Origin of the sequence: Ligilactobacillus sp. MP3 (genome assembly GCF_024436335.1) — a bacterium.
Lineage (GTDB): Bacteria > Bacillota > Bacilli > Lactobacillales > Lactobacillaceae > Ligilactobacillus > Ligilactobacillus salivarius.
Map to the genome: position 1 here is coordinate 116,230 of NZ_JANFQI010000004.1, position 12,766 is coordinate 128,995.

General features: G+C 33.1%; 12 protein-coding genes and 2 pseudogenes. 12 read left to right on the plus strand and 2 right to left on the minus strand.

Going from position 1 to position 12,766, the window contains the following annotated elements:
* Window positions 1-34: 34 nt before the first annotated feature.
* Both NOU10_RS04555 and NOU10_RS04560 read right to left on the minus strand, forming a co-directional pair.
* A complete protein-coding gene (locus tag NOU10_RS04555) occupies window positions 35-940 on the minus strand; it encodes an LPXTG cell wall anchor domain-containing protein (protein ID WP_255906145.1) in 906 nt (301 codons plus the stop codon).
* A gap of 238 nt (window positions 941-1,178) precedes the next feature.
* Window positions 1,179-1,637, minus strand: a complete 459-nt coding sequence (locus tag NOU10_RS04560) for a YSIRK-type signal peptide-containing protein (protein ID WP_255906146.1) — start codon at window positions 1,635-1,637, stop codon at window positions 1,179-1,181.
* A gap of 791 nt (window positions 1,638-2,428) precedes the next feature.
* On the opposite strand from NOU10_RS04560, the gene adhE reads away from it, so the two are divergent.
* The 12 genes and pseudogenes from adhE to NOU10_RS04625 all read left to right on the plus strand — a co-directional run bounded on the left by adhE (window position 2,429) and on the right by NOU10_RS04625 (window position 12,755).
* Window positions 2,429-5,086 (plus strand): bifunctional acetaldehyde-CoA/alcohol dehydrogenase, encoded by a 2,658-nt coding sequence (gene adhE, locus NOU10_RS04565; RefSeq protein ID WP_255906147.1) that lies wholly within the window; start codon window positions 2,429-2,431, stop codon window positions 5,084-5,086.
* A 104-nt stretch (window positions 5,087-5,190) separates the two neighbouring features.
* Window positions 5,191-6,087, plus strand: coding sequence for a nitronate monooxygenase family protein (locus NOU10_RS04570; RefSeq protein WP_081537285.1), 897 nt, complete (start codon window positions 5,191-5,193; stop codon window positions 6,085-6,087).
* 100 nt (window positions 6,088-6,187) lie between these two features.
* Window positions 6,188-6,672 (plus strand): annotated as a pseudogene (locus NOU10_RS09475) (phage minor capsid protein).
* 129 nt (window positions 6,673-6,801) lie between these two features.
* On the plus strand, window positions 6,802-7,107 hold the full coding sequence (locus NOU10_RS04585) for a hypothetical protein (protein WP_255906150.1): 306 nt from the start codon (window positions 6,802-6,804) through the stop codon (window positions 7,105-7,107).
* Entirely contained in the window at window positions 7,107-7,358 is a 252-nt protein-coding gene (locus tag NOU10_RS04590; protein ID WP_255906152.1) for a hypothetical protein, read from the plus strand. The genes NOU10_RS04585 and NOU10_RS04590 overlap by 1 nt, the downstream gene beginning before the upstream one ends.
* Window positions 7,348-7,596 (plus strand): hypothetical protein, encoded by a 249-nt coding sequence (locus NOU10_RS04595; protein ID WP_255906153.1) that lies wholly within the window; start codon window positions 7,348-7,350, stop codon window positions 7,594-7,596. The genes NOU10_RS04590 and NOU10_RS04595 overlap by 11 nt, the downstream gene beginning before the upstream one ends.
* 184 nt (window positions 7,597-7,780) lie before the next feature.
* Window positions 7,781-7,933: pseudogene (locus tag NOU10_RS04600) on the plus strand (phage scaffolding protein); the annotation flags it as partial.
* A 427-nt stretch (window positions 7,934-8,360) separates the two neighbouring features.
* Window positions 8,361-8,723, plus strand: coding sequence for a transglycosylase (locus NOU10_RS04605; RefSeq protein ID WP_255906154.1), 363 nt, complete (start codon window positions 8,361-8,363; stop codon window positions 8,721-8,723).
* 301 nt (window positions 8,724-9,024) lie between these two features.
* A complete protein-coding gene (locus NOU10_RS04610) occupies window positions 9,025-9,828 on the plus strand; it encodes an SDR family oxidoreductase (protein WP_255906156.1) in 804 nt (267 codons plus the stop codon).
* A gap of 15 nt (window positions 9,829-9,843) precedes the next feature.
* A complete protein-coding gene (locus NOU10_RS04615; RefSeq protein WP_255906158.1) occupies window positions 9,844-11,703 on the plus strand; it encodes an HTH domain-containing protein in 1,860 nt (619 codons plus the stop codon).
* Window positions 11,704-12,201, plus strand: a complete 498-nt coding sequence (locus NOU10_RS04620) for a transcriptional regulator GutM (protein WP_255906159.1) — start codon at window positions 11,704-11,706, stop codon at window positions 12,199-12,201.
* 11 nt (window positions 12,202-12,212) lie between these two features.
* A complete protein-coding gene (locus NOU10_RS04625) occupies window positions 12,213-12,755 on the plus strand; it encodes a PTS glucitol/sorbitol transporter subunit IIC (protein ID WP_003699442.1) in 543 nt (180 codons plus the stop codon).
* Window positions 12,756-12,766 lie beyond the last annotated feature (11 nt).

Genomic DNA, 12,766 nt, shown 5'->3' on the forward strand with positions numbered 1-12,766 from the left:
TAGGCGTCTTTTTTGTATCTAATCAATTAAAAGATTAATCCTTTTTTCGTTTCTTTAAACCAAGGCCAGTTGCTAATGAAAGTATTAAGAGACCGATAGTAGCTAAACTATTATGTTCTTCACCAGTTTGTGGAAGTTTCTTAGATTTTGTAACTGGTTGGGAAGGAATAACTTGATGACTACCATCTGGATTGACCTGGTCACTATAAATATTGTTTTCCCCAATAGCAAATGAAGAGTCAAGAGAATTTCGAGCCGGATTTTCTACTGGCATACCAATATTACGGCTCTTGGTAATTGTCTGAATTGATCCATCATAATTTGCTTTATCGCCATCTGCATTAGTTGTTGTTGCTGTTACTGTAGCTGTAAAAGTATTTTGACTACCACTAATATTTTTGATGTAATGACCATAAAGAAGAACGAATCTTTTACCTAATTCGGACTTTGTGCGATTATATTCAATGATAATAGGTTTTCCGGCAGCTTCTTGACTGATGGATATCCCTTCCATCGAACCTAAAGTATTAAACATACCTAAATCGTCACCAACATTAGAACCGGTAACCACGCCATTAGAACGGCTAGAATCAAAGACAAATCCATCTGGAACATCAACCTTAATTGTTCCAGTAAAGTTATCGCCATCGTTTACCCCATCATTAGGCATCCCAATTCCTACCATATATGTCTGGTTAGGAAGTAAGTTGTTACTTTGATTATGATCAAAAGTAATCGTTACATCATTGATTAGGGGTTGTGAACCAATTGTGTAAGTGATATCGCCGACCTGTTGATTATTTCGAGCTATTGTTAGTTTGAATACTTGACCGGGTTTTAATAGAGCCCAGTCACGTAACTGTGGTAATAAATTAACATTAAATGAAATATTTCCGTTGATAAATAAAAGTAGTATTGAAGAGAGGTTTGCTCGAAACAAAAGCAGGATTATTTACGGGAGTAAGTTTTGTCTCTGCAGAGAAGAGATCTCCATTAGCATTGTTTGTGGCTGTAAAAATGTAGGGTACTTCAATTGTGAAAGTGTCTCCACTAGTAGCGTCAGTAGTAATATTAACGACACGTTGTCCTTGAGCTTGACCATGAGGAAGTGTTACTTGATTAGTGTTGTTATCACTGATTGAAGCACTAGTATTACTTGGATTAGCTTGTAGCTTTGATTAAACCTTACTATTATTAACTTTTATTGTAGTATCGGTAGCTATGTTATTTTTGATAGCATTGGTGTTGCTACTTTGAGTATTAGCAGTATTGTTTTCTGTTCCACTTGTAGTAGTCGGCGTGTATATATTTATAACAGTTTCAGTGTTATTGGAAGTAGAAGATGTCTGGACTGTATTCTTTGGAGTAGTATTAGTTAAACTGACTTTGTTGGCAGTATTAGTACTACTCAAAGTATTAGTTGTGTGATTTTCAGATGCATTAGTAGTGGTTAATGTAGAAGGGTCTGTACTCGTATCAACTCCACTAGTTGTATCAGCTAAGGCTTGGGGTGTAAAGAAAAAGACAGTCCCAAGAGCAACTGAAATAAGTCCGACTTTAAGTCTTCTAAGTGCATAGCGAGGTGCATGTGGAGTATTAGCAATTCGCTTGCCATAATGATTGTCTTTGCTAAGCATAGTCAATCTTTCCTTTCTAAAAGCATTAAGGAATGCTCAAGGTTGAATAAGATTCAAAAATCTAGAGATTGTCAGAAATAAGATTTAATTAACACATTTTTGAGTAGCTAGAAAACGTAATAAGTATAAAAATATAAGGTTAAATCTGACTTCTAGTTATGTGAATAATATAACTTGACGTCTTTGCGACAAATTACGATAATTTCATTCAATTTCTATACATTCCTACCCCTTTAGAATATAGTAAAATAAATATTTTTTCGAGGAGATAAAACTAAATAATAGAGAAGATAATTTCTTGAAATAGTTGTTATAAGTAGCATTGACACACTTGAGAATCTGATGTTGTTGTTTTTAAACTAAATGGAATTAATGGCGATTAATGAGATTTGTAAAAAAACAGTGTTATTTTAACTATAATTATGAACTTAACGTTTAATCAACATTAAGTTATTTTTTTGTTGATAAAATTCTCGGAATATATTGTAAAAGTGTACCATATGAGATATGATATAAATTATAATAGAAAACGTTTACAAAAAATATTTTTTAAGTTTTTTATTATGCTTTATTTTGTATTTTTGATCGATTGATATAAGTGACTTATTTAACAAAATCTGAGAAAAAATAAAATAAATTCAAAAATAGTATTGATTTATTGTGGATATGATGTTATTTTATAAGTGTAATATTTGTGAATTAATTCACGATAACACAATTATATTTGTATCGTTTATTAATGGTTAAATATTAACTTATAGTTTATTTAGCTATAGTAGGAGGCTAAAGTAATGGTTAACAAGACAAACAACAAAGAAGAAGATGCTCGTGTATACACTGATGGTTTAGTAGAAAAAGCATTAAAAGCTGAACAAGAATATTCTACTTTCTCACAAGAACAAGTAGATAAGATTGTTGCAGCTGCTGCTTTAGCTGGTTCAGAAGCTGCTTTGATTTTAGCTCATGAAGCAGTAGATGAAACTGGACGTGGGGTTGTAGAAGATAAAGATACAAAGAATCGTTTTGCAACTGAAAACGTTTATAATGCTATTAAGAATGATAAAACAGTTGGTGTAATCGAAGAAGATAAGATTAAAGGTGAAGTAAAAATTGCAGCTCCACTTGGTGTTTTAGCAGGTATTGTACCTACAACAAACCCAACTTCAACAGCAATGTTTAAGTCACTATTAGCATTGAAAACTAGAAATGCAATTGTATTTGCTTTCCACCCACAAGCACAAAAATGTTCGGCACATGCAGCAAAAATTATTTACGACGCAGCTGTAAAAGCTGGTGCTCCAAAGAATATTATTCAATGGATTGAGGAACCAAGTCTAGAAAAGACAACAGCTCTTATTCAAAATCGAAAGATTGCTTCTATCTTAGCTACTGGTGGTCCAGGAATGGTTAATGCAGCATTGAAGTCAGGTAACCCATCAATGGGTGTAGGTGCTGGTAACGGTGCTATCTACGTTGATCATACAGCACATCTTGACAGAGCTGTTGAAGATTTACTTCTATCTAAGAGATTTGATAACGGTATGATTTGTGCTACTGAAAATTCTGCAGTTGTTGAAGCTCCTATCTATGATGAATGGCTAAAGAAGATGGAAGAAAAGGGAGCATATATTGTTCCTAAGAAAGACTATAAGAAGATTGAAGATTTCGTATTTAATGATAGACATGGTGTAAACGGCCCAGTTGCTGGTAAACCAGCTCGCTGGATTGCTGAACAAGCTGGTGTAGAACTTCCAGAAGGTAAAGATGTAATGTTATTTGAACTTTCTGCTAAGAACATCGGTGAAAAGCTATCATCTGAAAAACTTTCTCCATTATTGTCAGTATATAAAGCAAAAGATCGTGAAGATGGTATTAAGACCGTTGCTGCATTATTAGATTATCAAGGTGCAGGCCATAATGCTGCTATCCAAATTGGTTCTCAATCCGATCCATTTGTAAAAGAATTTGGTGATAGAACTAAAGCAGCTCGTATCTTGGTAAATCAACCTGATTCCATTGGTGGTATTGGTGATATTTACACAGATGGCTTACGTGCAAGTTTGACACTTGGAACAGGATCATGGGGGAAGAATTCATTGTCACATAATTTATCAACATCAGACCTATTAAATGTTAAGACAGTTGCTAAGAGACGTAACAGACCTCAATGGGTTCGTTTACCAGAAAAGATCTACTACGAAAAGAATGCTATCAGCTATCTACAAGATGAAACTGAAGATATCAACCGTGCATTCATCGTAGCTGACCCAGGAATGGTTAAGTTTGGATTTGTAGACAAAGTTTACGATCAATTAGCAGCAAGAGAAAATGAAGTTAAGACAGCTCTTTATGGAACTGTAAGACCTGACCCAATGTTAGGACAAACAATTGAAATTGCTCAACAAATGGCACAATTTGAACCAGATACAGTTATTGCTATTGGTGGTGGTTCTGCATTGGATGCTACGAAGATTGCTCGTTATATCTATGAATACTCCTTAGATCAAGAACCTGGATTCTTAGATAGCTACGAAAAAGTTAGTGAAGTATTTAAAGAATTACAACAAAAATTCGTTGATATCCGTAAGAGAATTGTTAAATTCCATCACGCTAAGAAGACAAGAATGTTTGCAATTCCAACAACATCTGGTACAGGTTCTGAAGTAACACCATATGCTGTTATTACAGATGATAATACACACGTTAAGTATCCATTAACAGACTATGAATTGACACCACAAGTAGCAATTGTAGACCCAGAATTTGTAATGACTGTTCCTAAGAGAACTGTAGCTCTATCTGGATTAGATAGTTTGTCACATGCTCTTGAATCATATGTATCAGTCATGGCATCTGATTTCACACGCCCATGGTCAATGCAAGCTATTAAGTTAGTATTTGAAAACTTGGAAGCTTCATATAAGTATGATCCAAAACATCCTACATTAGAAGGTGAAAAAGCTCGCGAAAATATGCACTATGCTGCAACATTAGCAGGTATGGCATTTGCTAATGCATTCTTGGGTATTAACCACTCAATCGCTCACAAGACTGGTGGGGAATTTGGATTGCCTCATGGTTTGGCAATTTCCATTGCTATGCAACACGTAATTAAATTTAACGGTGCTTCTGGTCGTGTAAAACGTACACCATTCCCACGTTATGAAGTATATCGTGCTCAAAAAGACTATGCAGATATTGCTCGTGCATTAGGCTTGAAAGGTAACTCAGATGCTGAATTAGTAGATGCATTATGCAACAAGATTAACGATTTAATGAAGAAATTAGATGTTGAACCTAAGTTATCTGCAAATGGTGTAACTAAAGAACAATTTGAAAAAGCTCTTGATAAGATGGTTGATCGTGTTTACGATGATCAATGCACAACTGCAAATCCTCGTCAACCATACTTGGAAGAAATTCGTCAATTGTTGATCGATCAATTCTAATTATTTAGTAAATTGTAATTACCATTAATATCAATTGGGATATCTTATAACTATATGGTTGTAAGATATCCTTTTTATATTTTAAATAATTGAGGTGAGAAATCATGAATCGAATTACAGAAATGTTAGGAATTAAATATCCAATTATTCAAGGAGCGATGCAAGATGTAGCCAAAGCCGGATTGGTGGCAGCTGTTTCTAATGCTGGCGGGCTAGGTGTGTTAGCTTCAGGTCAAGATACACCTGAACAGGTACGCGAAGAAATTCGAAAGGTAAAAGAATTAACTGATAAGCCATTTGCTGTTAACTTGATGTTTTTAAATAAGAAAGTTCCAGAAATCGTTGATGTTGTCATTGAAGAAGGAGTAAAAATTGTAACAACTGGTGCTGGTACACCTAAATTGTACATGCCTAAACTAAAGGAAGCAGGAATAAAAGTAATGCCTGTAATTCCAAATGTAAAAATTGCTAAAAAGATGGAAGAGTTAGGTGTAGATGCTGTTATCGCTGAAGGCATGGAGAGTGGAGGTCATATTGGAACTATGACATCACAAACACTCTGGCCTCAAGTTGTTGATGCTGTAAAAATTCCGGTTATTGCAGCTGGGGGAATTGCTGATAATCGTGGAGTGAAAGCAGCGATGGCGATGGGAGCTGAAGGTGTACAATGTGGTACAATTTTCTCAATTTCTAAGGAAAGTCCCGTTGGTGACAATTGGAAGAAAGTGATTATTGAATCAAAGGACACTTCTATTGGTGTAATTGGTACAAAAATGGGAGTAGCTAGCCGAACAGTTGTAAATAAGAAAGCTAAAGAGCTATATGGGTTAGAAGACAAAATGACTGATAAGTTAAAATTCAATCAATTATTAGATGAGGCATATCGGAAAGCTGTTTATCAAGATGATGTAGAAGATGGAATAATATTTGCTGGTTCAGTCGCTGGAATGATTCATGAGAGCAAGAGTGCTGCAGAAATTATTTCTGATTTAATGAGGTAGTGGGTAAGCTAAAAACAATATTGAAATTGAAGAATTGTTAAGGATAAATTTTGTCCTTAACAATTTTTTTATAGAGATTATTTGTTACAAGAATAGTTTAATGTCTAGCTACCCTAACAGCCGTGAAGCGTGTGCTTATATTCAAGGCAAGGTAGTCAATATAGTTCCAACTAATGATCCTAATTATAATGACAAGTATGATTCAATTTACAATCATGGTTATGGTGAACCTGCTGGAACATTGGGAATTAACTGCAGGTACAAATCATTTCCATTTACTCCAGATGTCAGTGTAAATAACATGACCCAGTATAATCCTAAAGAAGCAATTAGAAATGGTAATTTACAAAAAAGCAACGTTATTATGAACGCTCAACTAGAGATGCTAAGAAACGTTTGAAAGTTGCTGAAGAATTAGAAGACGAGCAGATGATAGCTCGCACCAAAACACTAATTGCAGCACGTCAAAAGAAATTAAGAGAGTACATCAAGGAAACTAATAAGATGTATGGTAATAAACATGATATTTTGACTAGGGATTATGCTAGGGAGCAAATTATTTCTAAAAATAAGCCAATAATTTAGCAATTTAGACGTGATGTAAGATCTACTACGAATAGAAGGAAGGTTAATGATAAATCTTCTAGACCAATAAGCAAACCAGAGCTCAATAAAATAACTAAGGCCTTTAGAAAAGCTAGCGGTCAAATCCTCATGGGACAAGAAATAGATGCTAGATTAGAAAGGGAAAGAGCAGAAGCATCAAATATTAATGACGTTATAATGCTTTCTTCTAAAGCTGGTCGAGTAGCTATTCATGAAGAATTGATTCATGCTAAGCAAATGAAGGTTAATGGAAATCCTGTAGACAAAAAAGATGCTTGTTTAAGAGAAATTCAAGCTGGAAATATTTTACTTAAGAATGCAACTAAGTGGAATTTGACAGAGAAAGAGATTGAAGATACAAAGACATTAATAGAAATATATACAAATAAACTTAATAAGTTGGAGGAAGATTGATGAAAGCTGTAGATGTTTTTTATTTAGAAAACAAAGATATTTCAAGTGTTGTTGTGCCAGGAGTAAGTAAATTCAAAATTGGAGATAAGATAGCTGATAAAAATGGTACAGTATATGAAGTATATAGTTTTGAACATATATGCCGTTGTCGTTCTTTTAAAGAGATAACTGGTTTAGTAGTTCATGGTAAATTTGAAGGTGATATTGTGAATTTAGTAGATGAACCTAAAGGGGTAACAAATGAAAATTAGTATTGAAACTAACTTATATGATATTTTAGATAAATTTCAATGTAAATGGGTTAATGTACAATTAAAAGAAGGTAAATCAGTAAAAGTGTTTCTCTTGGATATAGATTTTCTTGAAGATAATGATGTTGGAGACGCTATTGTGTATAACACAACTGGCAGTTTAGACTGTGGAGATGCTATTTATCTAAAAGATATGAATGAAATTGAATTATATAAGGATGGTAAATCAAGAGAATAACATTCCGACCTGAGTAAGTCGTTAAACTGCTTTTTTTGTATGCAATCAATCAGCGTGGAGCGTTCCACGTAAAATAAAAACGATAGGAGAGATTGACATGAAACGTGAAGATTTGAAGGATTTAGGTTTGACTGATGAACGTGACGGCTTGAAATCACAACTTGGTGAATGAGATAAGCAATTAGATAGCTTACAAAAGTCATCTAGAGATGTTGATGATTTAAACGAACAAATCAAGCAATTACAATCTGATAATAAGAAAGATAATGAAGAATGGCAAAATAAATTAGCTACTCAAACTAAGAATTTTAAAATCGAAACAGCATTACGTGAAGCAGAATTGGAAACATTGGTCGAAGTAATGTCCGCTAAGGCTAAAGAAGATAGACCAGTCTCACCAAGAGAAGCATTAAGACGCTTACGGGGAAAGTAAAATATGGTATAATAATCATATGAGAAAGTCCCGGAGATAAGATATGAAGAAAATGTATAACTGGTTAAAAAAAGACGACCATTTTTGGTTAATGTTAGTTATTTTAGTAACGCTATCTATAATTATTGGCACGATGTTCTTCTGGGACTGGCTGTGGAAGCATATTTATATTTGGATTTTTCTTTATATTAGCCTAAGTATAATAGGTAATGTGAGACCATATTGGCGAAGATGAGTAAACTATATTTTTAGATTATTAAAAGTCAACTGAAAAAATGAAGTGCCTTACAATCGCTAGACTTTGTCTAACAATTGTAAGGCACTTCAAATAGTGTTATTTAATAATAAGTTGAGTGAGAAAATAAAATCTAGTAGAAAAAAGTTAATTGATTATACAGTTAAATTTTCTACTATTTTATCAGGAGTAACGCCTATTATCAAAGATATAGGAGCTGCTGCAGTTGACGGAGCTCAAAAAGCTAGTGATTTACAAAATGCTTATGTTAAGACTTTTAATTTGCTAACTACTGGTGGCGAAAAGGCTGCAGAGGCTACTAAAAATGTAGCTAAAATGCAGGAAGAAGGCAAAGAAATGTCTGTACAGTATGGTGTCAGTCAACAAAAGATTGCTGACGGTGGTTATTCATCTTCACAAGCACTCGGTTCAATGAAAACAATGCTACAGCCAGTGTAGCGTCAAGTGAAGATTTTAATGACGTTGTACATAATTCTACTGCGGCATTAGAAGTTTTTGGAGAAAGTAGATATAACAAAGAAGATGGCGACAAATACTAAATATATTAATGAAGTATTTCATTTAAATAAATTCATACACAGTGTTGATTTGAATTTATATTATCTATATAATTTTATTTAAATATTTAATTCGTGTAATATTTTTCTCAGATTTTAGAAATTCTTTGTATTAATTGTTGTAACCGTTAACACTAAAATAAGAATTGTAATAAAGATATAAAGTTATTGGAGGAATTCTTATGAGTGAGAACTGGTTGAACTTAAATGAAAAGGTGTACATTGTAACAGGTGGTTCTTCTGGTATTGGGGAAGCAATTGTAAAAGAATTATTAAATGACGGCGCATATGTATATGATGCAGATTTGCAACCAGCTAAGGAAGAACATGATCATTTAACATTTGTAGAGACAGATGTAACAAATAAAGAACAAGTTGATGCATTAGTTGCTAGAGTTGTTGAAGAATATGGACATATTGATGGGGTTGTAAATAATGCAGGTATTAACTTGCCTAGGTTATTAGTAGATGCTAAGGAAAGTAATAGTAAATATGAATTAACTGAAAATGATTTTGACAAGATGTTCAATGTCAATGTAAAGAGTGTATTTTTAATGTCACAAGCTGTTGCTCGTCAATTAGTAAAACAAAAATCAGGTGTAATTGTTAATATGGCTTCTGAAGCTGGTTTGGAAGGTTCACAAGGACAAAGCATCTATTCAGGAACTAAAGCAGCGATTGTAGGTTTAACACGTTCATGGGCAAAAGAATTAGGTGAATTCAATGTTCGTGTAGTAGGTGTAGCTCCTGGAATTATGGAAGCAACAGGTTTAAGAACACTAGCTTATGAAGAAGCTTTAGCATATACAAGACACAAAACGGTTGAAGATATCCGTGCAGGATACAAGAGTAAGAGTACTACACCATTAGGAAGAAGTGGTAAATTATCAGAAGTTGCTGATTTAGTTGCCTACTACTTATCAGACAGATCAAGTTATATAACAGGTGTTACAACAAACGTTGCCGGAGGAAAATCTCGCGGATAGAAAGTGGGATAGGTTATGAATGTATTAAACTATCAATTGTTTAAGATTCTTACGACAAATGATTCGATTACAGTAGATAGGTTAGTTAGTGAGTTACAGGTATCTAAGAAAACTTTACAAAAGTATATAACGAGTTTGAATGAAGAATTAGGCGAAATAGCTGAGATTCAAGAAAAAAATCAAAAATATTATTTGAAAGTCGAAGATTATGCTAGATTAGCTAAATTTCAGACGCATTATTTAAAGACAACTTTGGATTTCAATAATCCTTTAAAACGTCAAGCATACATATTATTGATGCTGATTAAATCTAAAGGATATATGTTACTTGATGATTTATCTGAATATTTGATGGTAAGTAAAGGTACAATCAATCGTGATATTAAAGAAATAAAACTTCTATTAAAAGATTACGATACTACTATTCGATCGGTAAGTAACAACGGGGTAATGTTAGAAAGTAAGGCAGATTGTCAGATTGCTTTCATTCTGCGTAACTTTGTTTGTGACTACTATGATTTGGGTGAGAAACTAGCAATTGAAGAAAAGCAGGAAATAACCAAATTAGTTAGAAAGTACGATAAAAGTAAAACAGTACGTAATTTAATAATAAGACATTTGAAAATACTTAACTTCTTACATGAGCATGGTAGAAAAATTTCAACGACGCCAGATTGTTATTATGAATTGACTAGTTCTGAAGTAAATGACGAAATTCTATCTATATTAAAGAAGTATTTACATTCAAAGGAAATAACAGAAGCAGAAAAAAGTTTCCTATTGATACCGCTGAATATCAACTATAGTAATAGAAATACTGAACGAATAAATAAACGCTTGATGTGGATAGATGAGTTGTTCGCAGAAATTTTTAGTCAAGTTAAGGAAAATATCAGTCTAGATATTGATTACAATCGAGTCTTTGAACAGATAAAGTATCATTCAATTTTCATGATAAATAGAAGTGCCACATATATGAGAAATGATGATCTATTCAGTCAAGAAATTGTTGAAAAATATCCAGTGGCAGTAGATTTGGCTATTATGACAGTTAATTTATTAGAAAGTAAACTGCATATTAAGATTTCAGATAAAGAATTGGGTTATTTAGCACTTTATTATCAAATGGAAATAGAAGATGAAAAAAGAGGGAATCCTCAATATCATAAAGTTGCGATTGTTGGTGAAGTAAGTAAAAGTATTCAAAATTTGATTATTAGTAGATTAAATGAAACTTTCCAAGGAACAACCGAAGCAGATGTTTTCAAGAGTAGTGAAAGTTTCAAGAAATCATCTGAACGTTACTTGATTGTATTTTCAACTTTACCACTTGAAAGTAAAGATGTTACAACTCCAATTGTTAGAATTCAGAGTATCTTTAAGAATGACGAATTAGTTAGCAAAGTAACTCTATCGCAAGTTATGGCGGGAATTAGTAGCCAACAAGTAAAATTTAGAATTCAAAGATTTGAAGAAAGAATTTCCTATTTGAAAGCTGTGGAGAATTTAATTGATACAGAAATTTCAACAGGTGAATTATTACCAGGATTTAAGCTAGATTGGAAGAAAAGAGAAGAAAAAATGAGTAATGTCTTCCAAAATGGGATTGCAATTCCGCATATGGTTGATAAATCTAATCATTCTAGAATATTATTGACGGTTGGTATCTTATCAAAAGCTGTAAAATATCAAGGAAAAGAAGTAAGAATCATTTTCTTAATAGGTATACCGCAAAATCTAAACTCTAAATTGAGTAAGATTCTGTCTCACGTATACGACTTAATCTTTATGATTTCAGGATATGATGAAATTTATAATAATTTGTTGGAATATGACATGGATTTACCATTAACACAGATAACGGAGGGAATATAGATGATTATTTTAATAGGATTGATTGTTGTAGGAGCATTTCTCTTACAAGGCTTGTTTGGAATCTTTCAAATTAAAAATTTTTCCAGAAATTATCGTGAACTAAGATTACTAGGACCTTATCGCATTCTGATTGGTAAAAATCCTAAACGTTTCTTTTCAGGTTCATTGATGTTGATAGCGATAGATAATGATGGAAATATAAAAGAAGCCCGTTTAATGCAAGGGGTTACAGTGTTTGCTAAATTTAGAACATTGAAGAAATTCGAAGGGAAAAATATCGCGGTTTTAGCTGCAGATTATCAAGAGTTAAAGAGACTGAATAAATTGACTAGACAATGTTTATTGAATGCTTACAAAACTTTTGTTGATTTTAAGACACAAAAATTGTCAGCAAGTGCTTACGATACAAGTGTAAATGTATTCAACATGCCATTATTTACGAGGATTGGTCTAATGGCAAACAATTTGAAGGCAAATATGTCAAAGAAATTTAATTAGGAGATGATCTCATGGATATAGTTGTAAATCTTGCATCAGGTTTTATGAACCTCTTTGAAACAGGTGGAAAAACATTCATTGGTTGGATGAAGACAATCGTACCAGTTGTATTGCTATTATTGGTTTTAATGAATACAATTATTGCATTCTTAGGTGAAGAAAAGATGGATAAGATTGCTAGAGGAGCATCTAAAAACATCTTTACACGTTATCTAATTTTGCCATTCTTATCAGCATTTATGTTAGGTAATCCAATGTCCTTTACAATGGCTCGTTTCTTACCTGAATACTACAAGCCAAGTTACTACGCTGCACAAGCTCAATTCTGTCATACAAGTAATGGGGTATTCCCTCATATCAATCCAGGTGAATTGTTTGTATGGATGGGTATCGCACAAGGTGTACAAAAATTAGGTTTGAATAGCATGGACTTAGCTATTAGATACTTATTAGTAGGTTTAGTTATGAACTTCATTGGTGGTTGGGTAACTGACTTTACAACTGCTTATGTATGTCGCACAACTGGAATTAAGTTATCTAAGACAGTGGATTAATTGGAGGTAAT

Bases quoted from the DNA above. Each gene is read 5' to 3' on its own strand.
- NOU10_RS04585 (WP_255906150.1), top strand. From the start codon at position 6,802: ATGGGACAAGAAATAGATGCTAGATTAGAAAGGGAAAGAGCAGAAGCA.
- adhE (WP_255906147.1), top strand. From the start codon at position 2,429: ATGGTTAACAAGACAAACAACAAAGAAGAAGATGCTCGTGTATACACT.
- NOU10_RS04610 (WP_255906156.1), top strand. From the start codon at position 9,025: ATGAGTGAGAACTGGTTGAACTTAAATGAAAAGGTGTACATTGTAACA.
- NOU10_RS04590 (WP_255906152.1), top strand. From the start codon at position 7,107: ATGAAAGCTGTAGATGTTTTTTATTTAGAAAACAAAGATATTTCAAGT.
- NOU10_RS04570 (WP_081537285.1), top strand. From the start codon at position 5,191: ATGAATCGAATTACAGAAATGTTAGGAATTAAATATCCAATTATTCAA.
- NOU10_RS04560 (WP_255906146.1), bottom strand. From the start codon at position 1,637: ATGCTTAGCAAAGACAATCATTATGGCAAGCGAATTGCTAATACTCCA.
- NOU10_RS04595 (WP_255906153.1), top strand. From the start codon at position 7,348: ATGAAAATTAGTATTGAAACTAACTTATATGATATTTTAGATAAATTT.
- NOU10_RS04615 (WP_255906158.1), top strand. From the start codon at position 9,844: ATGAATGTATTAAACTATCAATTGTTTAAGATTCTTACGACAAATGAT.
- NOU10_RS04625 (WP_003699442.1), top strand. From the start codon at position 12,213: ATGGATATAGTTGTAAATCTTGCATCAGGTTTTATGAACCTCTTTGAA.
- NOU10_RS04620 (WP_255906159.1), top strand. From the start codon at position 11,704: ATGATTATTTTAATAGGATTGATTGTTGTAGGAGCATTTCTCTTACAA.